The organism is Kitasatospora sp. NPDC056800 (assembly GCF_042789775.1).
In the GTDB taxonomy this organism is placed as follows: Bacteria; Actinomycetota; Actinomycetes; order Streptomycetales; family Streptomycetaceae; genus Kitasatospora.
On the sequence record NZ_JBHUAL010000158.1, the window covers coordinates 1 to 23,003 of the forward strand.

The window sequence follows — 23,003 nt, forward strand, 5'->3', positions numbered from 1 at the left end:
GGACGGTACGGGACCGTCCCCGCCGGCGCCCCGGCCGTCCGGGGAACGCGCGGAACGCGGAACAGGTGGAACAGCTGGAAGAGACCGGACAGGCCGAGCGGGGCGACCGCTCAGGAGGCGGGCACGCCGGGTTCGGCGCCGCGCTCCTTGAGCATGTCGGTCATCAGCTGGAGCTCGGAGGTCTGGGCGACCACCATCGACTGCGCCAGCCGCTTCTCGGTGTCGTTCCGGGCCTTGTCGACATAGCCCTGGGCCATCTCGACGCCGCCCTTGTGGTGCTCGATCATCAGCTGGAGGTAGAACACCTCGGCGTCCCGCCCGTTGAGCGTGCGCAGCTTCGCGATCTGGGTGTTGGTGGCCATGCCGGGCATCAGCGAACCGTCGTGGGCCTGGTACTCGTGGCCCATCTTCATCCACGCCATCGGCGTGGCGGTCGAATGCTGGGACAGCCCCCACTGGTCCAGCCAGCCCATCATCATCCCGCGCTGGTTGGCCTGGGTGTTGATGATGTCGAAGGCCAGGGTGCGGGTCGGCTCGTCGGCGGTGCGGTCCCGGACGACGAACGACAGGTCCACCGCCTGCTGGTGGTGGGTCGCCATGTCGCGGGCGAACCCGGCCTCGGGGGAGTCGTCCGCCGGGACGGACAGCGTGGAGGAGCCGGACGCCGAGGTCCCGCTCGCCACCAGGGCCGGCACCCCGAGCGCCAGCGCCACGGCGGCGGCCAGCGCGGCCGGCCACCACAGGCGGCGGCGGCGCGGGGCCGCGCCCTCCTCCGTACCGTCCAGGTCGTCCGGGCGGTCCGCGTCGGCGGTCACATCTGCCCCATGGTGCAGGAGGCGCCCGGCTCCTGGGTCTGCTTGCCCTGGACGTACTTGGTGAAGAACTCCTCCACCCGCGGGTCGCTGGCGCTGTCCACGGTCAGCTGGGTGCTCCAGGCGTTCAGGGTGATGGTGCCCTGCTCGTCCGGGTACGGGCTCATCATCGAGTACGGGGTCTTCTTGACCTTGTCGGAGAGGGTCTTGATGTCGTCCGGGGTGGCCTTGCTGTTGTACGTCACCCAGACCGCGCCGTGCTCCAGCGAGTGGACGGCGCGCTCGTTCTCGAGCGGCTGGTCGTAGACGTGGGCCATGCAGTCCGCCCAGATGGCGTTGTGGTCGCCGCCGACCGGCGGGGTCATCGGGTAGGTGACCTTGTCCTTGACGTGGGTGCGGCTCAGCTCGCCGAAGGTCTTCACGCCCGGGATGTCCGCGTTGGCGGCGGCCTGCTTGTCCTTCTTCTTCTGGTTCTGGTCCATGACGATCCAGGTGCCGGTGGCGATCGCACCGACCACCAGCACACCGGCCACCACCGAGGCGACGATCTTGTTGCGGCGGTCGCGGCGCTGCTCGGCGGCGCGCAGCTCGGCGATCCGGGCACGGCGGTCGAGGCCGTCCTGCTTGCCGCCGGGCTTGTTGGACTGCTTGGAGGAGGAACCCATGGTGGTCGTCCTTGTCCCCGCCGCACCGGTCGGTGGCGGCGGTCAGGTGGAGTGAGAGGAGGGACGGATCCGTCGGCGGCTGCGCCGGCGGTGGGTTCCGCTCAGGACCGGTGGACCTGGAGTTCGTGCAGGTCGGGAACCGGGTGCGCGCCGTCCAGCAGGCCGGCGGGCACCACCCGGGGCTGCGCGTCGGGCGCGGTCGGGGTCAGCGGTGACACGGCGGGCTGCGGCTGCGGCGGCGGGTTCGGCAGCTGGGCGTCCTGCGGGCAGTACGGGTGGCTGGAGCAGCCGTTGTTGCGCGGCGGCTGGCCGTCGGCGGTGCAGAGGATCCAGTGCCCCTGCTCCTCGGCCGTCCGGTGGTGGTCCGAGGGGTTCGCGGACTTGGCGACCTTCGCGGCACGGCCGGTGTAGGAGGCGTGCCCGGTGGCGACCTGGACGCTGACCACGCTGACCACGGTGACGGAGCTGGCCGGGGCCGCGGCCGCCGTCGGATGGCCGGAGCCGTCCACCGCCTTCGCCTGGCCCGCGCACGGCAGCAGCGTCAGCAGCGCGACGAGCAGCAGGACCAACAGCCCACCTGCCGGGCGGCCCGCGGATGCGGCCCTCCCCGGTCGGGGCGAACTGGGGGCCGACGCGGTCATGCGCACATTTAATCAGCCGAACGAGTGATGCGATGCCCCCCACCGGCCCCCATTTTCGGCGGCCCGTACGCCCGGATGACCAGGAAACACCCTGCTCTGGACACATCCGGCAAGCACGGACGGAACGGAAGCGGACGAATGGATGACGCGCCCGGGACCGGGCTCGCGAACCGGCAGGTGAGCGCGGTGGCCGGGACTTTCCGGTGGGTGACCGGTTGTCGCCGAAACCCGGACAGGGTCCTCGCGGGTGGAGAACAATGTCGTCAGCCCGGCCCGCCCGGGGGCGGCGCGACCACGGAACGACCAGGAGCCGCCAGATGAGCAAGCAGGGTGCACCGGCACAGCCGCACCGGCCGGACGACGGCTGGTGGGACGCCGTCTACGACGGTCCGGCGGGCACCCTCCCGGACACCCCGCACGCCGACCCGGGGGATGGCAGCGTGGACGACTGGTTCGACACGGCGGTCGGGCTCATCGGGCAGCAGCGGTCGGCGGAGCCGGAGGCGCGGCCGGAGCCGGAGCCGGAGGTGGCGGCTGCGGCGGCTGAGCCTGAGGTCGAGGTCGGGGCTCCCGCGGAGCCTGACGGTTCGGAGAGCATGGACAACCGGGACAGCATCGACGACTGGTTCGACACCGCGGTCGGCGTGATCGGCGGGGCGGAGGGGATCGGGCGACAGCGGACCTCCTCCGAGACCCACCACGTCCCGGCCCCCGCCTTCGCCGAGGACGCGCCGAAGCCCGCGCCGGAGCCGGAGGTACAGCCGGAGCCGGTACCTGAGCCCGAGCCGGTACCTGAGCCGGAGGCCGTACCGGTCCCGGACCCGGTCTCGCTGGAGAAGCCCACCCCGCCGCCCGCCCCCGAACCGGAGCCCGAGCCGGAGCCGGAGCCGGAGCCTGAGCCCGAGCCGGAGCCCGAGCCCGAGCCCGCCGCCGAGGCGCCGGCCGAGCCGGAGACGGCGGAGCAGCCGGAAGCCCCCGCGCCCGTCCCCGATCCCCGCCTGGCCATCCGCGCACCGCTCGCCGACGGCGGCGCCGCCGTCCCGCACGTCGGCGAGCGCCCGCCGACCTACGGACCCGAGCCGACGGCCGTACCCGAGGCGGACCCGGGCGCACTGCGCGCGCTCGTACCGGACACCGTGCTGGACGGCGCCCAGTACGGGCCGTCCGTGCTGCGCGCCACCTCCGTCCGGGGTGACTCCGCGCGCTACCGGGGCGAGCCGCGCCGCGACGCCCTGCTGGTCACCCGGTTCGGCGAGGGCCCCGACGGCCTGCTGCTCGCCGTCCTCGGCGGCTTCGACCGTACGGGCGGCCCCGAGGAGGAGGCGCTCACCGCCGAGGCGGTCGCGGCGGCCACCGGGGAGGCGTGCCACCAGCTCGCGGCCGCGATCGGGCGCAGCCGGGCCGGCCTGGCCGCCGACCTGCGCGCCGGCGCCCGCGACCGGCTCCGCTACGGTCTCCAGCGCCTGGCCACCGGTGCCGCCGCCCCGCTGCGCGCCCTGGTGCCCCGGGAGGAGGAGGACGCGCCGTCCCCGGCGCTGCTGCACTGCCTGCTGGTGTCGCTGGACCCGGAGGCCGGCTACCGGGCGGCCTTCGGCGTCGGCCCGGGCGGGCTCTACCTGCTGCGCTCCGGCCACTGGATCGACGCCTACGCGGCCCGCCTGCTGCACCACCCGGACGGCCAGCCGCCGGTCCCCGAGGCCCCGGTTCCCGGTCCGCGCCCGTTCCGTTTCCGGCTCGTCCCCGTGACGCCGGGCGACATCCTCCTGCTCTGCACCCCCGGTCTTGCCCGCCCCATCGCCGACGAGCCGGCCGTCGCCCACTTCCTCTCCACCCACTGGACCCACCCCCACCCCCCGGGCACCGTCGACTTCCTCCGCCAGGTCCAGGTCCGCGCCAAGGGCTACGCCGACGACCGCACCGCCGCCGCCGTCTGGACCGAGTGACCGGGGAGGGCGGCGGCGGGATGCGGAGCGGCGGGGTGCGGTCCCGGGCTGGTCAGGCCGGCAGCCGGCCGTCGAGGAGGAAGGCGGTGAGCGGGTCGCGGATCCGGGGGTCGGTGAAGTCGACGCCGTGCCCGGTGGCGTCCACCGTGACCATCGCCGCCCGGTGGCCGAAGGCCGACCGGACCTGACGGGCCCCGGAGTACGGCGTCGAGGCGTCGTAGCGGTTCTGGAGCATCAGGATGTTCCGCGGCCCGTCCGGGTTCGGGCGCACCGGCGGTTCCTCGGGGCGGTAGTGCCAGAACGCGCAGGGCCAGACGTTGCCGGACATGCCGGCGGTGAGCGGGTAGCGCTGCCGGTCGGCCGCGGTGCGGGCGGCGTAGACGGCGGGGTCGCGGGGCCAGGCGGAGTCGCCGCAGATCACCGCGGACTGGGCGGCGACGAAGTTGTCCGGGATGACCGACGGGAGGCCGCTGCCGGGGGAGCCTCCCGGCGGCGGGGCGGTGCGGGTGGCGGCCATCCGCAGCACCGTGGCGGCCAGCGGGTAGTAGCGAGGTTTGGTGAGCGAGGCGTAGACGACGGCCCGAAGGGTGTTGCCGGTGAGGGTCCGGCCGTCGGGCAGGCCGAACGGCGCGCGGTCGAGCTCCTCGGCGAGCCGCAGGTAGGCGGCCCGTACGGCTTCGGGGGTGGCGCCCAGGTGGAGGGTGTCGTCGCGGGCGGCGAGGTACCGGGCGAGGGCCGGGAAGGCCTCCTCGGTGCCCTCGCTGAACAGGCCGATCGCCTGCTGCTCCCCGCCGGGGGCGACCGTGCTGTCCAGCACCACGTGCTCGGCGCGGGTGGGGAAGAGGCTCGCGTAGACCTGGCCGAGGTAGGTGGCGTAGGAGGAGCCCAGGTAGGAGATCCGGTGGACGCCGAGGGCGGCCCGGATCCGGTCGAGGTCCCGGGCGGAGTCGGCGGTGGTGATGTCGGCGAGGTACGGGCCGCTCGCGGCGGCGCAGGCGTCGGCGATCCGCCGGGCCAGGTCGAGGTTGGCGGTGATCGAGCCGTCGGGGGCGGGGAAGGGGTAGTTGAGTTCGGCGGCGCGCTCCTCGGCGGGCAGGTCGCAGTGCACGGGGGTGCTGTTGCCGACGCCGCGCTCGTCGAAGCCGATCAGGTCGTAGGAGCGCAGGACGTCGGGCGGCAGGAAGGCGGTGGCCTCCCCGGGGTAGTCGAGGCCGGAGCCGCCCGGTCCGCCGGGGACCACCACGAGGTCGCCGCGGCGGTGGGCCGGGTCGGCGGTGCGGATCCGGGAGACGGTGAGCGTGAGGGTCCCGGCGCCGGGGTGGCGGTAGTCGCGGGGGACGCGCAGCGTCGTGCACCGCTGGCGCGGGTCGCGGGGGAAGGGCGTGCCGTTGGCGTTGGGGGTCGGGGCCGGGCAGGGCCCCCAACGGAGGGCGGTGGGCGCGGCGTCGGCGTCGGCCGTCGGCGGGGCGACGGCCGCGGGCAGGAGCAGGAGGGAGAGCAGCAGGCCACCGGTCGCGGCCGTGCGGCGCAGGATCGCGGTCATGCTCTGACGGTAGGTCGGCTCGGCGGCCCCGGCTTCGGAGCGGGGGTGGAGGTCGGCGGCCGGTTCTCCACCCGCCGTTCTCCACCCGGTGGTTGAGCCGAAGCCGAAGCCGGATCCGGGGCCGGGGCCGGAGCCGAAGCCGAAGCCGGATCCGGGGCCGGAACCGGAGCCGGTCAGGCCGCGGGGCCGCTCAGGTGCGCAGGAGGATGCCGGTGACGGCGGTGGCCTGGGTGAGGGCGGTGTCGCGGTGGGCGTCCGGGAGGCCGATGGCGACGGGGACGGCGAGGCCGTCGAGCAGGGCGCGGATCTGGGCCGCGCGGTCGGCGGCGGGGCCGGGGGTGAAGCGGCCGGTGGCGGTGCCCTCCTCGATGAGGGCGACCAGGTCGGCCTGCCAGGGGGCCTCGATCTCCTGCTGGCCCTGGCGGATCTCGGCGCTCGCGGGGGAGCGGCCCCACACCTCGACCCAGAGGATCCAGCGCGGGTCGCCCGCGCCCTCCGGCAGGTAGAGGCGCAGGTAGGCGTCGAGGCGCTGCCAGGGGTCGAGGGTGTGGTCGGCGAGGGCCTCGCGGCGGCGGGCGCCGAGCTGGTCCTCGCTCCAGCGGAGGGTCTCCAGCAGCAGCTGGTCCTTGCTGCCGAAGTAGTAGAGCAGGTGTCCGGCGCTCATCTGGAGCTGTTTGCCTAGCCCGGCCATGGTGAGCTTGGCGAGCCCGTGTTCGGCGATCGCGGCCCGGGCGGTGGCGAAGACCTCCTCGCGGGGGCGGGCCGGCCGGCGCGGGCGGGGGTCGGCCATGTGGGGTTCTCCTCGGTGGGCCGGAACGCGGGAAGGCGGCGCGGGGCTCGGGAAGCGGCGCGGAACGCGGGAAGGCGGCCCGGGCGGGGGCGTACGGCCCGCGCCCGGGCGGGGCGTCAGAGCGCCTTCGGCTGCTGCTGGGTGATGCAGTGGATACCGCCGCCGTTGGCGAAGATCTCGCGGGCGTCGACGAGTTCGACGGTGCGGCCCGGGTAGGCCTCGGCGAGGATCGCGGCGGCCTCCTGGTCGCGCGGGTCGTCGAAGGCGCACAGGACGACGGCGCCGTTGGCCACGTAGTGGTTGATGTAGGAGTAGTCGACCGGCTCGCCGTCCTCGTCCAGCAGGACGGTGGGGGCGGGCAGTTCGAGGACCTCCAGCGGCCGGCCCTGGGCGTCGGTGGAGGCGCGCAGCACGGCGACCAGTTCGCGGCAGACCTCGTGGTCCGGGTGCGAGGGGTCGGGCTGGACGTGGGCGACCACGACGCCGGGGCGCACGAAGGAGGCGACGATGTCGATGTGCCCGCGGGTGCCGAACTCGTCGTAGTCGCGGGTGAGTCCGCGCGGCAGCCAGATCGCCTTGGTGGTGCCGAGGAAGGCGTGCAGCTCGGCCTCGACCTCCTCCTTGGTCCAGGTCGCGTTGCGGCCCTCGCCGAGCTGGACGGTCTCGGTGACGAGGACCGTGCCCTCGCCGTCGACGTGGATGCCGCCGCCCTCGTTGATCAGCCGGGAGGCGAAGCGCCGGACGTCGGTCAGTTCGCTGATGTGCTCGGCGATGTGCTGGTCCTTGTCCCAGCGGGCCCAGGACTGGGCGCCCCAGCCGTTGAAGATCCAGTCGGTGGCGGCCAGCGAGCCCTTGCCGTCGATCAGGAAGGAGGGGCCGATGTCGCGCATCCACGCGTCGTTCAGCGGGCGCTCGACGATCTCGACCTTCTCGGAGACGTACGTGCGCGCCTGCTCGGTCTCGCCGGTGTTGACGATCAGCGTCACCGGCTCGTACCGGACGATGGTGTCGGCGACGGCGGCCCAGGCCTGGCGGGCGGCGTGCAGCTGCTCGGGGCCGTCGAAGGTGGGGTTGGTGGTGGGGAAGGCCATCCAGGTGCGGTCGTGCGGGTGCCACTCGGCGGGCATCCGGTAGCCGAGGGAGGCGGGCGTGGCGGTGGTCATCGTGGAGTCCTAAGCGGTCAGAGGAAGTAGAGGCGGCTGAGGGAGACGCTGTCGGCGGGTTCGGAGCGCAGCGGCGAGCCGTCCAGGGAGACCAGGCCGGTCTCGGTGACCTCGACGTGGCCGATGCGGGCGTTGCGCACCATGTCGCGCGGTCCGATGCCGCGGGTGTTCCGTACGCCGACCCGGCGGCGGCGGGTGGGCAGCCCGTCGGCGGCCTGGTCGAGGTAGGCGCCGTCGGCGGCGGCCTGGGCGACGAAGGCCACCGAGATGTCGGCGGCGGTCGCGCCGTGGGCGCCGAACTGCGGTCCCAGGACGAGCGGTTCGCAGCGGTCGGTGGAGGCGTTGGGGTCGCCGACCACGCCGTAGGCGGGGAAGCCGGCCTTGAGGACCAGTTGCGGCTTGGCGCCGAAGTGGTCGGGGCGCCACAGCACGATGTCGGCGAGCTTGCCGATCTCGATGGAGCCGACCTCGTGGGAGAGGCCGTGGGCGATGGCCGGGTTGATGGTGAGCTTGGCGATGTAGCGCAGCACGCGCTCGTTGTCGTCGCCGCTCTCCGTCGTCCCGTACGAGCCGGCGCCGTCGAGCGGGCCGAGTTCGGCCTTCATCTTCCCGGCCATGGCGAAGGTGCGGCGCACGGTCTCGCCGGCCCGGCCCATGCCCTGGGCGTCGGAGGAGGTGATGCCGATGACTCCGAGGTCGTGCAGCACGTCCTCGGCGCCCATGGTGCCGGCCCGGATGCGGTCGCGGGCCATCGCGGCGTCGCCGGGCAGGTCGGGCTTGAGGTCGTGGGCGGAGACGATCATGTCGTAGTGCTCGCCGAGCGCGTCCCGCCCGAACGGCAGCGTCGGGTTGGTGGAGGAGCCGATGACGTTCGGCACGCCCGCCATCTTGAGGACGTTGGGGACGTGTCCGCCGCCGCAGCCCTCGATGTGGAAGGCGTGGATGGTCCGGCCGTCGAGCACCTTGAGGGTGTCCTCGACGGAGAGGCACTCGTTCAACCCGTCGGTGTGCAGGGCGACCTGGACGTCGTACTCCTCGGCGACCCGCAGCGCGGTGTCCAGGGCGCGGGTGTGCGCGCCCATGTCCTCGTGCACCTTGAAGCCGGACGCGCCGCCCTCGGCCAGCGCCTCGATCAGCGGGGCCTCGTCGGAGGACGAACCGCGGCCCAGGAAGCCGATGTTGACGGGCCAGGCGTCGAAGGAGTTGAAGGCGTGCCGCAGCGCCCAGGGCGAGTTGACGCCGACGCCCCAGACCGGCCCGAACTCCTGGCCGATGATGGTGGTGACGCCGGAGGCCAGCGAGGCCTCCATGATCCGCGGCGAGAGCAGGTGGACGTGGGTGTCGACGGCGCCGGCGGTGGCGATCAGGCCCTCGCCGGAGACGATCGTGGTGCCGGTGCCGACGACCACGTCGACGCCGTCGAGGGTGTCGGGGTTGCCGGCCCGCCCGATCGAGGCGATCCGGCCGCCGATCAGGCCGATCGAGGTCTTGCGGACGCCCTGGACCGCGTCGATCACCAGCACGTTGCTGATCACCACGTCGCAGGTGTCGCGGACGGCGGCGGGCTTGAGGTGCAGGCCGTCCCGGGCGGTCTTGCCGAAGCCGGCCAGGAACTCGTCGCCGGGCGCCTGGGAGTCGGACTCGACCCGGACGATCAGTCCGCTGTCGCCGAGCCGGACCCGGTCCCCGGCGCGCGGGCCGTGCACGGCGATGTAGTCGTGCGGGGTGATCGCGCTCACGAGGGCACCTCCGCGTCGTCGAAGCCGGTCAGGTAGCCGGTCGCGCGGGCCTTCGCCAGGGCGGCCTCCTTCGCGCCGGGCGCGTCCAGCGGCCCGTCCACGAGCCCCGCGAAGCCGATCGCGACCCGCTTTCCGCCGATCGGCACCAGGCCGACCTCGACGGTGGCGCCCGGGTCGAAGCGCACCGAGGAGCCGGCCGGCACGGCCAGGTGGGTGCCGTAGGCGGCGGCCCGGTCGAAGGCCAGCCGGGGGTTGGCCTCGAAGAAGTGGAAGTGCGAGGTGACCGAGATCGGCACCCCGGAGGTGTTGTGCACGGGGAGCAGCAGCGTCTCCTCGACCGGGTCGTAGCCGGCGCCGTCGCCGATCAGCGCGCCGCCGGGGGCGTCGTCGCCGAGCGAGCCGGCGCCCTTGAACGGGTCGGTGACGACGGCGAGGCGGGTGCCGTCCTCGAAGACGGCCTCGACCTGGACGACGGTGACCACGTCCGGTACGCCGGGCAGCACCTCGTCGGCGGTGAGCACGGAGCGGCCGGCCTCGATGGCCTCGGCGAGGCGGCGGCCGTCGCGGGCGGCCTCGCAGACGGTGTCCGCGATCAGGGCGGTGGCCTCGGGGATGTTGAGGCGCACGCCCCGGGCGCGGCGGGCGCGGGCCAGTTCGGCTGCCGTGAAGATCAGCAGCCGGTCCCGCTCGGTGGGGGTCAGTCGCACGGTTCCTCGCTCGCGGTCGCCGGGGACGGGGGTCTGCTCGGGGCCTCGGGGCTGTCGGGGTCGATGTTAGAACGACGTTCAAACATCTCGGGGTCATTGAACCCGCAGCGGGCCGCCCTGTCCAGCGTTGCCGTTCCGCGGGCGTTCGGCCCGCCGGGCGGGGGACGGGGGTGAGCGGGCGGGAGTGGGGGGCGGGGGCGTAGAGGACCGGGTGGGCCGGTGCCCGGACCCCGGCGCGCGGCGGGAGCGGGGCAGGGGGCGCGTGGTCGGGCGCACGGTCGGTACGGGCGCCGGGTGTGCGCGGGATCGGGTGGGGGCTTCTTCGAAAACAGCCTCTGCGCTTCGCAAACCTGTCCGGCGCGGGCAGTTGGATCACGCGAACCACCCCGTGCCCCTTTCACCCCACGTGATCGGACGCACACTGTTGCAAACGCCGTCAACTGGGCATGAGGATGAGTGGTCAGAACGAGGGGGCCACCCGGCCGGCGGGGGATCCGGAGGCGGGGGCCCGGATTTCAGGGCGGGGGCATGTGTTGATGGACGGTCAGTCGCGATTCCCGCGGCAGCGGACGAGTTCCGGCGACGCCTACCGGTCCGGGCCGGTCCAGGCGCCGGTCGCCGGCACCGGGACGACCCTGCCGGGTGCGCCGGCACCGGGGTGTGCCGTGCACCGGAGACTGCACCTCACGCTCGATCCGGCGGATCTCGTCGGGGTGGGCGCGGTGCGGCGGCGGTTGCGTTCGGCGCTGAGCCACTGGGGGGTGCCGGAGCTGTCCGACACCGCCGAGCTGCTCTCCTCCGAGCTGGTCACCAACGCGCTGCTGCACACGGGCAAGGGCGCGGTGTTCGACGCGGAGCTCGGGTCGGACCACCGGCTGCGCATCGAGGTGCAGGACGGCACCAGCAGACTGCCCGGGCGGCGGCGCGATCCGGAGGGCGAGTACGCGACCTCGGGGCGCGGCCTGCTGCTGGTGGAGGCGCTCGCGGACTCCTGGGGCGTGCAGCTGCGCGGTGACGGCAAGGTCACCTGGTTCGAGCTCGCCATGCCCTGAGTCCCGCCTCCGGGCGGCGTGCTCCGGGCCGTGCGTTCCGGGCCGTGTGTTCCGGGTCGGCGGCAGGACGTACGATTGTTCGCCGTCGATTGATTCGCTGTCGAAGGAAGCCCAGAACAGAAGGCGGAACGGAAGATTTCCGGCCCGTTGGCATTGCCGCTCGGCCGAACATTGGCCAGGATGGTGGGAATGTGTGTCCACGTGCGGGAAGCAGCGGGGAGACCGAACCTCGACTGGCGACCGTCCGTCGCACCGTCCTATCCAGCACGACCCATCACAACGCCACGCGGCCCGTCCGGACGGTCGGCGCGGTCCGCCACGGCAGCGGCAGGAGCAGCATGCCCACTGAGCCCGAGTCGCCGGGGCCGGCGCTTCCTCCCGGCGCGGCGCCCGTCGTCGAGCCGCGGACGGTGGCGCCGCGAGCCGTAGAGCCGAGGACCGTGGAGCCGCGCACCGCCCGGCCGAGAGCCGTCGAGCCGCGTGTCGCCGAGCAGCCGGGCTCCCCGGAGCCGCGCACCTCCGGGCAGCCCGCCGCCGGCCCCACCACCACCGGGACGGGCCGGGCCCGGCCGCCCGCCCAGTCCTCGCGCCGCGGCTCCGCGGTGCGCCCGTCCCCGAGCCTCGCCGCCGCCCGGCTGGCGCCCGTGCTGTCGGGCGGCCTGCCGCCGTCCTCCGCGGACACCATGCCGGACTGGCTGGAGCCCGCGATGGCGGCCAACGGCATCGGCTCCTTCGACTGGGACATCCGCCGCGACGTCCTGGAGGGCGACCAGCGGGCCTGTGCGATCGTCGGCCTGGACGCCCTGGGGCAGAGCCGCTTCGACCGTACGGCCGCCTCCTTCCTGGCCATGCTGCACCCCGAGGACGCGCCCGTGGTGCGCCGCCGGGTCGAGCGCGCGGTGTCCGAGCTGGGCCAGTGCGGCGCCTACTACCGGACGGTCGGGGCGAACGGCGGCATGCGCGCGGTGCGCTTCCGCGGCCGGGTGCTCGCCGACGCCTTCGGCCGGGCCTCCCGGATGGTCGGCTTCGTCTGGGACGCCACCGTCGAGCTGCACAAGCGGGACCACGCCGACCGGATGGCCCTGCTGCGCGAGGAGCGCTCCCGGTTCATCAAGGAGGCGGCGCGCGCCCTCTCCGAAGCCGTCACCGTGCGTGACGTGGCCCGGGTGTTCACCGAACTGCCGCTGCCCGGACTGCCGCCGGACGGCCTGGTGCTGGCCTCCTTCGAGGCCGGACGGGCGCAGATCCTCGGCGCCTCCGGCTACCGCTCCGACTCGCTGGCGGTCTGGGACCGCACCGTGCTGCCGCCCGGCCACCCGGCCGCCGAGGCGCTGCGCCACCGCGCGCCGGTCTTCGTCTCGACCCGCGAGGACTTCCGCGACGGCTACCCCGAGGTGTGGGAGCAGACCAGCCGCACCGGCCGGGGCTCCTGGGCGTACCTGCCGCTGGTGGCCAGCGGCCGGGCGATCGGCGTCTGCGTGGTCAGCTTCGACGACGAGCGCGAGTTGGACGCCGACGAGCGCACCCTGCTGACCACCCTGGGCGGGCTGGTCGCCCAGTCGCTGGCCCGGGCCCGGCTGCACGACGCCGAGCACGAACTCGCGGCCGGCCTCCAGCGGGTGATGCTGCCGCGCACCGTCCCGTCCGTCCCGGGCGTGACCACCGCCGTGCGCTACATCGCGGCCGGCTCCGGCCTCCAGATCGGCGGCGACTGGTACGACGTGGTGCCGCTGCCCGGCGGACACGTCGGCCTGGTGATCGGCGACGTCCAGGGCCACGACGTGCACGCCGCCGGGATCATGGGCCAGCTGCGGATCGCGCTGCGCGCCTACGCGGCCGAGGGCCACCCGCCCGCCGCCGTGATGGCCCGCGCCTCCCGCTTCCTCGCCGACCTGGACACCGACCACTTCGCGACCTGCACCTACGCCGAGGTCAACGTGGACTACGGCGTGGTCTACGCCGTCCGGGCCGGTCACCTCGACCCGCTGGTGCGCCGCGCGGACGGCACCGCCGCCGTGGTGCCGGTGGCCGGCGGGCTGCCGCTGGGCATCGACCCGGACCAGGAGTACCGGGTCACCCGGTTCAGCCTGGACCCGGGCGAGACGGTGCTGCTCTGCACCGACGGCCTGGTCGAGGCGCGCGGCATGGACCTGGACGAGGGCATCGCCCGGCTCGCCCGGGCGCTCGCCCGCCCGCTGCCGGACGCCGGGCAGGCCGCCCGCGACCCGCTGGAGGAGCTGGCCGAGCGGATCGCCTCCCAGGCCGCCGACTCCAGCGAGCGCGAGGACGACATAGCGCTGCTGCTCCTGCGCTGGGACGGCCCGGCCGGCGGTCTGGCCGCCCAGCAGCTGCGCCGCCGGATCGGCCAGGCCGACCTGGCGCGGGTCGCCGAGGTCCGGGCCGAGCTGCGCGACGCGCTGCGCCGCTGGGGCGTGGCGGAGTTCATCGACACCGCCGAGCTGCTCTCCTCCGAGCTGGTCACCAACGCCATCCGGCACACCGACCGGGACGCCATGTTCACCGCCCGGCTCTACCGGGAGCCGGAGGCGGACGGTGGCCGGGCCCGGTTGCGGGTCGAGGTGGAGGACGAGTCGGACCTCTGGCCGACCCGCCGGACGCCGGGGGAGCAGGCCTCCTCCGGGCGCGGTCTGATGCTGGTCGAGGCACTCGCGGACTCCTGGGGCGTGGAGCCGCGCGGCTCCGGCAAGCGGATGTGGTTCGAGCTCAGCGGGACGTCGGCGGCCTGAGCGCCGGCCCGGGGCCCGGTCTCCGGCCCGCGGGGGCGTCGGGGCGCCGACGGGGGAGCGGTCAGCCGAACTGCTGCTCCAGGTCCTTCAGTTTGCGTTCCATCTCGTCCAGCCGGGGCAGCGTGACGGTGTCCTCCTCCAGGGTGAGGTCGATGGTGCGCCGCTCCGGACGGGCCGGCAGGCCCGGCTGGACGACCGTGCCCTCGGCCGGTTCCACCTCGCGCGGACCGGCGGGGCGCTCCACCTCGGGACGCTCGGCCCCGACGCGCTCCGCCGGCACCCGTTCCGCCGACACCCGCTCCGTCGAGACGCGTTCCACCCCGGGGCGGTCCGCCGCGGCGGCCGTCGCGGGCTCCGCGCCGGACCCCAGCCGCCGCGCGGTGCCGCCACCGCGCCGCCAGGTGCTGTGGGAGCGGTTGATCGCCCGGATCTCGGCCCGTTCCCGGCGCCCGGCCAGCTTGCGGCGCTGCTTCTCGTCGGCGCGCTCCCGCTTGTCGTCGCGCACCTCCTCGACCGCCTCGTCCAGGCTGCGGACGTTCTCCAGCAGCATCAGCGACCAGGCCGCGTAGGTCTCGCGCGGGGCGCGCAGCCAGCGGACGATGCGGATCTGCGGCAGCGGGCGCGGCACCAGGCCCTGCTCGCGCAGCGCGGCCCGGCGGGTCTGCTTGAGCGCCCGGTCGAACAGGATCGCCGCGGAGAGGGACATGCCGGAGAAGAACTGCGGGGCGCCGGCGTGGGTCAGGCCGCGCGGGGCGTGCACCCAGTTGAACCAGGCCGAGGCGCCGGCGAAGAGCCAGACCAGCAGCCGGGAGCCGAGCGCCGCGTCGCCGTGGCTGGCCTCGCGGACGGCGAGCACCGAGCAGAACATCGCGGCGCCGTCCAGGCCGAACGGGACGAGGTACTCCCAGCCGCCGGACAGGCCCAGGTTCTGCACGCCGAAGCCGACCAGGCCGTGGAAGGAGAGGGCGGCCGCGACGCCCGCGCAGCAGAACAACAGGGTGTAGGAGGCGCCGCCGTACAGGGATTCCTTGCGGCGGCGCCGTTCCTCGGAGCGCTCCCAGGAATCCGTGCCGGCGGTGGAGGAGGCGGACCCCCGGCTGCGGAGCAGGGCCACCAGGAGTGCGCTGACCAGCAGCCCCACGACCACGGTGATCGCCCATCCGAGCGGTATGTCGGACAATTTCATCGCCGAAACCAGCCTCGCTTTCCTGCGTCGCTTTTCTGCGTCGTGACGGCGGGGACCATCATGGCGGACGCGCGGCGAGGAAATGGCCGATTCGCCGTCAATGCGCTGAGGAGAGGGATTTCTGGCCCGGTTACCATCGCATTGTCATGCGAATATGAAGCGGTCTTTTCCTGGAATCGCGGGCTTTTCGGACCTGATATCGGACAGGTTTTCGTCAACGCCGCGTGACGCGCGGACAGCCGCCGCACATGTCCTTCGGATCGGCGGTGTAGACGAGGCAGCAGCTGGCCCGGGACCGCTCCAGGGCCGGAGTGCCACCGCCCCCGGGCGCCGGGGGCGTGAATCCGGCGCCCGGGATGAAGGGGGCCGGGGCCGGAGCGGGGCGGTCGCCCGCGCCGGGCGTGCGCGCGGGGTCGGGGGGCCCGCCGGGCGCCAGTAGCGCGGACAGTTCGGCGCGCGCCCGCTCCTGCTCCCCGAGCAGCCCGCCCGCGTAGCAGAGCCCCTCCACCACCGCGTCGGTGGCCATCGCCCACAGCACCCGGGGCCCGCGCCGCGCCTCCGGGCCGAAGGCGGTGAGCACCGGGGCCAGGAAGGCGCCCAGCGCGGACCGCAGGGCGGCGGCCAGCGCCGCCTCGTCCGGCACCGTCCGGGCCCACTCCGGGCCGACGGCCGCGGGCACGGTCGCCGCGCCCGCCGCCGTCCCGGGCTTCGAATCCGCCCCCGACCCGGCCGCCGGGTCGTCCGGAAGGCAGGCGAACTCGGCCGGGCGGACGGTCAGTTCGACCGCGTCGGGGCGCCGGCGCAGCGCGACGTCCCCGAGGCCGAGCAGCGGGACGCGCCGCTCCAGGAACCACGGCAGCGTGAACAGCAGCGAGACCGGCCAGACGAAGCGGTGCAGCCCGAAGCCGGCCGCGACGTCCGGGCGCAGCGGCTGCCCGTAGCGGGCGAGGCCCTGCCGGGCGTCGTGGGCGATCAGCTCGCGCACCGCCTCGGGGCGGGCGGCGAGGTCGGCGACGGGCAGCCAGCCGCCGCCGCGCCGGGGCGGGGCGCAGCGCACCATCAGGACGGGGGTGAGTCCGGACAGCCGGTGGTACGAGGGGGCGCCCGGGGCGCTGGGGGCGGGGGTGCGCGCCCCGGTGGCGCGGGGGACGCGCGGCCTGGGGCCGGGCCGGGTGCTGCTCGCGGTCATGGACGGCCCCATCGGGTCGACCGGGGCGCCCATGGTCCGCCCGGCGGTGCCCGGCCGGGTGGTGGCGGCGCCGGACGCGGCCGGACCGGGGCATGGCGGTGCCCGGGGAACGGCAAGGCGACCTGGCCGGGGTACTGCTCCCCCCGGCCAGGTTAGCCTCACCTTAGCTGATCGTCCCCCCGGTCTCGCTGGTGATGCGCCCGTCCGGGGGAGCACCGGTTGTGCGGAGGGCGTTCAGCTGGCGCGCGAGCCAGACCGGCACGCCGCCCAGGGCGTCCACCAGCCGGGTCGCCTCGGCCCGCAGCCGCGCGGCCTCGGGCGGCTCGGACACCTCGGCGAGCGCCGCGAGCGCCGGCGCCACCCCCACCGTGAAGCCGAGTTGCTCGCGCAGCCGCAGGGAGGCGTCGAAGCCCTCCCGGGCGTTCCCGCGCTCCCCGCGCGAGAGCGCCAGCGCGGCCAGGTGCCGCCAGGTGTACGAGCGCAGCAGCTCGTCCCCGCGTTCGCCGGCGCCCTCGTGCGCCCGCCGGTAGGCGATCCAGGCGGCGCTGCGGTCGCGCAGCAGGTTCTCGGCGACCAGTCCGCGCCGGAAGTCCAGCAGCGGGCGGCCCGGGGCGTCCGGCGGCAGCAGGGCCGAGGTGCGGCCGAGCGCCGCCTGTGCCTCGTCCAGCCGGTCGCGCGGGCCGAGGACGCTCGCCACGTACGCGAGGAAGCCGCGGGCGCAGGCGGCGGCCGCGCGCTGCTCGGTGCCGGAGGCCAGGGCCTCCGCCAGGCGCAGCGCCTGTTCCGCCTGGGTCCAGTTCGCGGCGGTGAACAGGCACTGCTCGATGAGGAGTTCGGCCCGCCCCAGGGCCGCGTCCGGGTCGTGCTCGGCGGTCGGTCGCAATAGTTCGGCGGCCTCCTGCCAGCACCCCCGGGACCTCAGCCGCCACACGGTGTCACCCGGCTCCTCCGCTGCCGCCCGCCCCCGCCCCTCCGGGTTGCTCGGGTCCCATCCGTGCTCCGACAACGCCACCTCCTTGTGTGCGCCATCCGGCATGGGCACGGACCTGCCCCTGAGGCCCTGTCGCCACGACCCGCACGCATGGCGACGACAGGGCGAAAGGCCCGCGCTGTGGCGGCAATTCAACACGGGGGTGAGCTTGTGCACCAGATCACGAGCGAAGGTTGTTGCTTTTGGAAGAGAAATGATCTAGGGGTGCGCGAGGGAAAGGGGCCGGAGGGGGCCGGTGGGGCGGCCCGGCGGGGCCGCCCGGTGGGTCAGGAGGTCCAGCCGGTCTCCATCAGGGCCTCGGCGGCGCCGTTCGCGGGCTGCGGCACGCCCGCCAGGTCCAGGCTGAACAGGGCCACCAGCAGCTGTTCGCCGCGCACGGTGGCCTGGTGCGAATAGCCCGCGAGGGTGAACATCGCGGCCGCCATCTCCTCGGCGTGCAGGGTCTGGAGCCAGAGGCACTCGACCGACTTCACGTCGGCGGGCTCGGTCCAGGTGTCCACCTGGGCGACCATCCGGCCGCCCAGCAGGGTGACCCCGTCGCGCTCCTGGGACTCGGTGAGCTCCAGGTCGTCGAAGCCGAGCCACTCCAGGTAGCGGGCGGCGGTGAACACCGCGTCCTGCGAGGTGCGCACCGGGTGCGGACGGAACGGCGCGCGGTGGCGGAACGGGCGGGAGCGGCCGGTCGGGGACGGTGCGGGCGGGGCCGGGGCGGGGGCGTTCGCCGGGTGGGCCGGGAGCGGGCGGGCGGCCTGCGGGCCGGGGGCGGCGAGCGGGGCGGCGGTGCCGGTGCCCAGGCGGGTGGCGCGGTCCACCGGCAGCCGGACGGTGGCGCCGCAGTTGCAGGTGAACTCGGGCTGCGGCCACTGGTCGGAGCGGCCGCAGTGCGGGCAGCGCATGCTCAGCCAGGAGTCCTCCCAGGAGCGGAAGCGCACCTGCACCGGCACTCCGCCGCGCAGCAGCGGCACCTTGAGCGAGGCCCCGCACGGACAGGGGAGGGAGGGCGGTTCGTAGAGGTGCTCGCGGCGGCAGGCGGGGCAGCGGATCGCCCGGGCGCCACCGCCGGGCCCCGTCCGCGCGGGGTCGTGTCCGGTGAAGTCGTCGGGCAGTCCGGCCATCGCGGGCTCCGTCCGTCGGTGTCGGGTGGGTGGGACGTCTCCCATGCTCCCCGAAATGTCCGGCGCAGGACGCGGAATGGGGCAATCCTCAGGGACGGATCAGGGGATCCTGCCTGCTCGGGTAGGGAAGGAATCCTTCCGGAGGGGGATGCCCGGCGGGGCGGACCGGGACGTTCAGCCGGCGGACCAGCGGGCCAGGTCGGCGGGGGTGTCGAGGTCGTCCGGAGCGGCGACGTCGGCGCACTCGACCAGGACGAGCTCCGCCGCGTGCGCCGCCAGCAGGGCGCGGGCCCCGGCGTCGCCGAGGGCGCCCGCCGCCGCCTCGGCGAAGTGCCGGGCGCCGATCAGCACCGGGTGTCCGCGCCGCCCCTCGTAGGCCGCCGCGGCCAGTTCGGCGCCCGCCCGGTGGGCGGCCAGCAGCCGGGCCACCGCGGCCGGGGTGACGCCGGGGGTGTCCACCAGCATCACCAGTGCCGCCGAGGCCTGCGGCGGCAGCGCGGCCAGGCCGGCCCGCAGCGAGGAGCCCATGCCCTGCGCCCAGTCCGGGTTGCCGACCAGTCGGCAGCCGGGCAGGTGCGCGGTGGCCCGGACCCGTTCGCCCGCCGCGCCCAGCACCACCGTGACCTCCGTGCAGCCGCCGGCCCGGACCACCGCCACCGCGTGCTCCACCAGCGGCCGGCCCCGGTACCGGAGCAGCGCCTTGGGCCGCCCGCCGAGGCGCCGCCCGCCGCCGGCGGCGAGGACCAGGGCGGCGACCGGGCCCGGTCCGGCGGGTGTCGGCGCTGTCTGCATGGGGCCAGCCTGCCCGGTCGGGGCCGGGGCGCGCATTGTGGGAAGCCACAAGCGGAGGCGGTGCGCGGCGGCCGTGCCCCGGCGGTTCGGCCGCTGGCCGGGGCGGGCCCGGCACGCCTGTACTGGGCCGATGAACACGGCCCCGTACAACCCCGCCCCGTACAACCCCGCGCCGCGCACCACGCCTCCGCGCACCACGCCTCCGTACGACACACGACCGCACGACATCGAGGCCCCGCCCCCGCTGGTGGACCGCTTCGGCCGGGTCCACACCGATCTGCGGGTCTCGCTGACCGACCGCTGCAACCTGCGCTGCACCTACTGCATGCCGGCGGAGGGGCTGCCCTGGCTGGGGCGCGCCGGGCTGCTGGGGGACGACGAGGTGGTCCGGCTGGTGCGGATCGCGGTGGAGCGGCTGGGGGTGCGGTCGGTCCGGCTGACGGGCGGGGAGCCGTTGCTGCGGCGGGGGTTGGCGGGGCTGGTCGGGCGGATCGCCCCGCTGGGGGCCGAGGTGTCGTTGACCACGAACGGGATCGGGCTGGCGCGCGCGGCGGCCGGGCTGGCGGCGGCGGGGCTGGGGCGGGTGAACGTCAGCCTGGACACGCTGCGTCCGGAGCGCTTCGCCGCGATCACCCGCCGGGACCGCATCGGTGACGTGCTCGCGGGGCTGGCGGCGGCGAGGGCGGCCGGGCTGGGGCCGGTGAAGGTGAACGCGGTGCCGGTGCGCGGGGTCAACGACGACGAGATGGTGGAGCTGGTGGAGTTCGCCGTCGGGCACGGGTACCGGATGCGGTTCATCGAGTCCATGCCGCTGGACGCGCAAGGGGCGTGGGACCGTTCGGCGATGGTGACGGCGGCGGAGGTCCTGGCGGCGCTGGGGGAGCGGTTCGACCTCGTCCCCGTCGGCCGGTCCGGCAACGCCCCGGCGGAGGAGTGGCGGATCGCCGGTACGGACGCGGTCGTCGGCGTGATCGCCTCCGTCACCCGGCCGTTCTGCGGCGGCTGCGACCGGGTGCGGCTGACGGCGGACGGGCAGCTGCGCGCCTGTCTGTTCGCGACGGAGGAGTCGGACCTGCGGGCGCTGCTGCGCGGCGGGGCGGACGACGCGGCGATCGAGGCGGCCTGGCGGGCCGCGGTGGCGGGCAAGGGGCCCGGACACGCCGTCGGCAGCGCGGAGTTCGTCCGGCCCGACCGCCCGATGTCCGCCATCGGCGGCTGACGGCGCGGCCGGGGCTGGGGCCCGGAGCAGGGCATGAGCGGGTGTGAGCTTCGACATGCTCGGCGGGATCGCGTGGCGTCGGCTTGACCTCCCCCCGGGCGGCTGGTCTGCTGGCTTGCCGTCAACCCGCCCCTGACCTCCGGAGTTCCCCGTGCCCGCCCGCCGCTCCACCCTGTCCGCCGCCACCGTGTTCCTGATATGCGCGCTCGCGCTGGTCGGCTGGCTGATCGGCGGCCGCGACCACAAGTCGACCGGCCCCAAGGCCAACGGCGGCACCGCCGCCGCCGGGGCCACCGGCACCAGCCCGCTGCAGAACCCGGACGGCACCAAGCCCGGCCTGGCGCCGCTGACCACCCCCGAGGAGCAGAAGGCCGGCCGGGACGTCATCGCCAAGGTCACCACCGCCGCCGTCGGCACCAAGGACGGCTACGACCGCAACGAGTTCGGCCCCGCCTGGACGGACAACGTCGAGGGCGTCCCGTTCGGCGGCAACAAGTGCGACACCCGCAACGACCTGCTGGCCCGCGACGGCACCGCCGTCGAGCACAAGGACGGCTCGGACTGCACGGTCACCGCGATGACCATCTGGGACCCGTACACCGGCAAGAGCGTCCAGTGGACCAAGCAGCAGGCCTCCAAGATCCAGATCGACCACGTGATGCCGCTCTCCTACGACTGGCAGATGGGCGCCAGCAAGTGGGACAAGGCCAAGCGCGTCCAGATCGCCAACGACCCGCTGAACCTGATCCCCGCCGACGGCTCGCAGAACGCCTCCAAGGGCGACTCCGGCCCGGCCTCCTGGCTGCCCGCCAACACCGAGATCCGCTGCTCCTACGCGGTGCGCTTCGCCCAGGTCTCGCTGAAGTACCAGCTGCCCGTCACCGAGGCGGACAAGAAGACCATGCTCCAGCTGTGCGGCGGCTGACGAAACGTCAATCCACGCCGTCGAAGGGCGGGCGCGGTGTGCCCCCGGTGACGGCCGGGCGCGGGCCGGGTGGTATTCGTGGGCGGTGGCCCCGATGATCTCCCCGCTCCCCCGGTCGGCCGGGCGCGCCGTGCCCGCCCTCGCCGCCGCCCTCGCCCTCGCGCTGTCGAGCGGCTGCACGGGCGCCGCCCGCCCGGCCGTCCGCCCGCCGCTGGACGAACGGGTCGCCGCCACCGCGGCCCCCGCCCTGCGCGCGCTCTACGACCAGCGGATCGACTGGCGGAGCTGCCCCGGCGAGGACGACGGCGACCAGGATGCGGCCGCCGTGCGGTGCGCCACCCTCAAGGTCCCGCTGGACTACGCCGACCCGGGTGGCCGCACCGTCGACGTCGCCCTCGCCAAGGTGGCCGCCGCCGACCCGAAGCGGCGGCTCGGCGCCCTGCTGCTCAACCCCGGCGGCCCCGGCAACTCCGGTGTCGACATGGTCCGTTGGGGCTGGCAGAGCTACCAGGGGCCGCTGCACGACCGGTACGACCTGGTCGGCTTCGACCCGCGCGGCGCCGGCGACACCACTCCCGTCCACTGCCTGGACGACCGCACCCGCGACCAGTGGAACGCCACCGACGACCCGGCCTACGACCACGCCCGGATCCTCGCCGAGGCCTGCCGCGCCCGGCACGCCGACCTGCTCCCGCACCTCGGCACCCGCGACACCGCCCGCGACCTCGACGTGCTGCGCGGCGCCCTCGGCGAACGCCGGCTGGACTTCCTCGGCTTCTCCTACGGCACCCACCTCGGCGCCCGCTACGCCGAGGAGTTCCCCGAGCGCACCGGCCGGCTCGTCCTCGACGGCGCCGTCGACCACAGCGCCCCCGCGGCGCGGCTCGGCATCGAAGCCGCCGTCGCCGCCGAGACCGGGCTCCGGGCCTTCGCCGCCGCCTGCGCCACCGAGGACGGGGCGGCCTGCCCGCTCGGCGCCGACCCGGCCGCCGCCCCGCAGCGCCTCGCCCGCTTCCTCGACGGCCTGCGCGACCACCCGCTGCGCGCCGCCGACGGCCGGACCCTCACCGCCGCGCTCGGCTGGGTCGCCGCCCTGGACGTCCTCTCCGACGGCCGCCGCTCCTGGCCCCGGCTGCGCGAGGCCCTCGAACCGGCCGTCACCCGGGGCGACGCCGACGGCCTGCTCGCCCTCGCCGACGGCGCCGACGGCCGCGGCGAGGACGGCCGCTACCGGACCCCGGCCGACGCCTTCGCCGCCATCTCCTGCGCGGACGGCCCGCCGCCGCCCACCGAGGCGGAACTGCGCCCGGCCCTCGCCGAACTCGCCGCCCGCGCCCCGCTGACCAGCGGGCACGACCCGGTCGGCACCCTGCTCGAAGCGGACTGCCGCCCCTGGCCGTACCGTCCGGCCGAGCCGCCGCGACCGGTCCGGGCGCCGGGCAGCGCCCCGCTCCTGGTGATCGGCTCCACCGCCGACCCGGTCACCCCGTACGCCTGGGCCGAGCGGCTCTCCGCCGGGCTGGAGCACGGCGTGCTGCTCACCCGGGAGGGCGACGGGCACACCGCGTACGACAAGAGCGGCTGCGTCCGGGCGGCCGTGACGGCGTTCCTGGTGGACGGGCGGCTGCCGGCGGCGGGCACCCGCTGCGGGTCGGACTGAGGTCGGCGGGGGCCGGGCCGAGGGCGGCGGGGGCCGACCGGGGACAGCGCGGAGGGGGCGTGCCGCGTTAGCGCGGCACGCCCCCTCCGGGGTCGCGGCCCCCCGGCGGGCACTTATACACATC

At 75.4% G+C, this 23,003-nt stretch carries 19 protein-coding genes; 6 read left to right on the forward strand and 13 right to left on the reverse strand.

The features are described from left to right. Nucleotides 1–110: 110 nt before the first annotated feature. The 3 genes from ACFRQN_RS28825 to ACFRQN_RS28835 all read right to left on the reverse strand — a co-directional run bounded on the left by ACFRQN_RS28825 (nucleotide 111) and on the right by ACFRQN_RS28835 (nucleotide 2,046). Nucleotides 111–785 carry a DUF305 domain-containing protein gene (locus ACFRQN_RS28825; protein ID WP_380743136.1) on the reverse strand — a complete coding sequence of 225 codons (675 nt, stop codon included), beginning with the start codon at nucleotides 783–785 and terminating at the stop codon, nucleotides 111–113. Nucleotides 786–811: 26 nt separating this feature from the next. Next, nucleotides 812–1,477, reverse strand: a complete 666-nt coding sequence (locus ACFRQN_RS28830; RefSeq protein WP_074001014.1) for a DUF3105 domain-containing protein — start codon at nucleotides 1,475–1,477, stop codon at nucleotides 812–814. 101 nt (nucleotides 1,478–1,578) lie between these two features. Next, complete coding sequence (locus tag ACFRQN_RS28835) at nucleotides 1,579–2,046, reverse strand: hypothetical protein (protein ID WP_380743118.1); 468 nt, start codon at nucleotides 2,044–2,046, stop codon at nucleotides 1,579–1,581. Between the two features lie 389 nt (nucleotides 2,047–2,435). Between ACFRQN_RS28835 and ACFRQN_RS28840 the strand changes: the two genes are divergently transcribed. Next, nucleotides 2,436–4,061 carry a hypothetical protein gene (locus tag ACFRQN_RS28840; protein WP_380743120.1) on the forward strand — a complete coding sequence of 542 codons (1,626 nt, stop codon included), beginning with the start codon at nucleotides 2,436–2,438 and terminating at the stop codon, nucleotides 4,059–4,061. 52 nt (nucleotides 4,062–4,113) lie between these two features. Here the strand turns inward: ACFRQN_RS28840 and ACFRQN_RS28845 are convergent, their stop codons facing one another. The 5 genes from ACFRQN_RS28845 to ACFRQN_RS28865 form a co-directional block, all read right to left on the reverse strand. Continuing rightward, nucleotides 4,114–5,604, reverse strand: a complete 1,491-nt coding sequence (locus ACFRQN_RS28845; protein ID WP_380743121.1) for an alpha/beta hydrolase — start codon at nucleotides 5,602–5,604, stop codon at nucleotides 4,114–4,116. A gap of 190 nt (nucleotides 5,605–5,794) precedes the next feature. Continuing rightward, nucleotides 5,795–6,394 carry a TetR/AcrR family transcriptional regulator gene (locus ACFRQN_RS28850; protein ID WP_380743123.1) on the reverse strand — a complete coding sequence of 200 codons (600 nt, stop codon included), beginning with the start codon at nucleotides 6,392–6,394 and terminating at the stop codon, nucleotides 5,795–5,797. A gap of 116 nt (nucleotides 6,395–6,510) precedes the next feature. Beyond that, nucleotides 6,511–7,557, reverse strand: coding sequence for an agmatine/peptidylarginine deiminase (locus ACFRQN_RS28855; RefSeq protein WP_117487341.1), 1,047 nt, complete (start codon nucleotides 7,555–7,557; stop codon nucleotides 6,511–6,513). A 17-nt stretch (nucleotides 7,558–7,574) separates the two neighbouring features. After that, nucleotides 7,575–9,296: an urease subunit alpha gene (locus ACFRQN_RS28860; RefSeq protein ID WP_375873907.1), complete on the reverse strand. Its 1,722-nt coding sequence runs from the start codon at nucleotides 9,294–9,296 to the stop codon at nucleotides 7,575–7,577. Then, entirely contained in the window at nucleotides 9,293–10,003 is a 711-nt protein-coding gene (locus ACFRQN_RS28865; RefSeq protein WP_380743125.1) for an urease subunit gamma, read from the reverse strand. The genes ACFRQN_RS28860 and ACFRQN_RS28865 overlap by 4 nt, the downstream gene beginning before the upstream one ends. 665 nt (nucleotides 10,004–10,668) lie before the next feature. Between ACFRQN_RS28865 and ACFRQN_RS28870 the strand changes: the two genes are divergently transcribed. Together ACFRQN_RS28870 and ACFRQN_RS28875 are read left to right on the forward strand one after the other, a co-directional pair. Beyond that, entirely contained in the window at nucleotides 10,669–11,055 is a 387-nt protein-coding gene (locus ACFRQN_RS28870) for an ATP-binding protein (protein WP_049658213.1), read from the forward strand. Nucleotides 11,056–11,393: 338 nt separating this feature from the next. After that, the gene (locus tag ACFRQN_RS28875) at nucleotides 11,394–13,802 is read left to right on the forward strand and encodes a SpoIIE family protein phosphatase (RefSeq protein WP_380743126.1); all 2,409 of its coding nucleotides are present in this window, start codon (nucleotides 11,394–11,396) and stop codon (nucleotides 13,800–13,802) included. Between the two features lie 61 nt (nucleotides 13,803–13,863). On the opposite strand, the gene ACFRQN_RS28880 is transcribed toward ACFRQN_RS28875, so the two are convergent. The 5 genes from ACFRQN_RS28880 to ACFRQN_RS28900 form a co-directional block, all read right to left on the reverse strand. Next, the gene (locus ACFRQN_RS28880; protein ID WP_380743128.1) at nucleotides 13,864–14,988 is read right to left on the reverse strand and encodes a DUF2637 domain-containing protein; all 1,125 of its coding nucleotides are present in this window, start codon (nucleotides 14,986–14,988) and stop codon (nucleotides 13,864–13,866) included. 214 nt (nucleotides 14,989–15,202) lie between these two features. After that, nucleotides 15,203–16,177: a (2Fe-2S)-binding protein gene (locus ACFRQN_RS28885; RefSeq protein ID WP_380743129.1), complete on the reverse strand. Its 975-nt coding sequence runs from the start codon at nucleotides 16,175–16,177 to the stop codon at nucleotides 15,203–15,205. Between the two features lie 163 nt (nucleotides 16,178–16,340). Further along, nucleotides 16,341–17,213: a hypothetical protein gene (locus tag ACFRQN_RS28890; RefSeq protein ID WP_049660965.1), complete on the reverse strand. Its 873-nt coding sequence runs from the start codon at nucleotides 17,211–17,213 to the stop codon at nucleotides 16,341–16,343. A 221-nt stretch (nucleotides 17,214–17,434) separates the two neighbouring features. Then, nucleotides 17,435–18,283, reverse strand: a complete 849-nt coding sequence (locus tag ACFRQN_RS28895) for a hypothetical protein (protein ID WP_241852729.1) — start codon at nucleotides 18,281–18,283, stop codon at nucleotides 17,435–17,437. Between the two features lie 174 nt (nucleotides 18,284–18,457). Further along, a complete protein-coding gene (locus ACFRQN_RS28900; RefSeq protein WP_380743131.1) occupies nucleotides 18,458–19,075 on the reverse strand; it encodes an NTP transferase domain-containing protein in 618 nt (205 codons plus the stop codon). Between the two features lie 130 nt (nucleotides 19,076–19,205). Between ACFRQN_RS28900 and moaA the strand changes: the two genes are divergently transcribed. The 3 genes from moaA (at nucleotide 19,206) to ACFRQN_RS28915 (ending at nucleotide 22,879) form a co-directional block, all read left to right on the forward strand. After that, entirely contained in the window at nucleotides 19,206–20,294 is a 1,089-nt protein-coding gene (moaA, locus tag ACFRQN_RS28905; protein ID WP_380743133.1) for a GTP 3',8-cyclase MoaA, read from the forward strand. A gap of 151 nt (nucleotides 20,295–20,445) precedes the next feature. Next, nucleotides 20,446–21,219 carry an HNH endonuclease family protein gene (locus tag ACFRQN_RS28910; protein ID WP_117487336.1) on the forward strand — a complete coding sequence of 258 codons (774 nt, stop codon included), beginning with the start codon at nucleotides 20,446–20,448 and terminating at the stop codon, nucleotides 21,217–21,219. Nucleotides 21,220–21,313: 94 nt separating this feature from the next. Then, entirely contained in the window at nucleotides 21,314–22,879 is a 1,566-nt protein-coding gene (locus ACFRQN_RS28915; protein WP_380743135.1) for an alpha/beta hydrolase, read from the forward strand. Nucleotides 22,880–23,003: the final 124 nt, after the last annotated feature.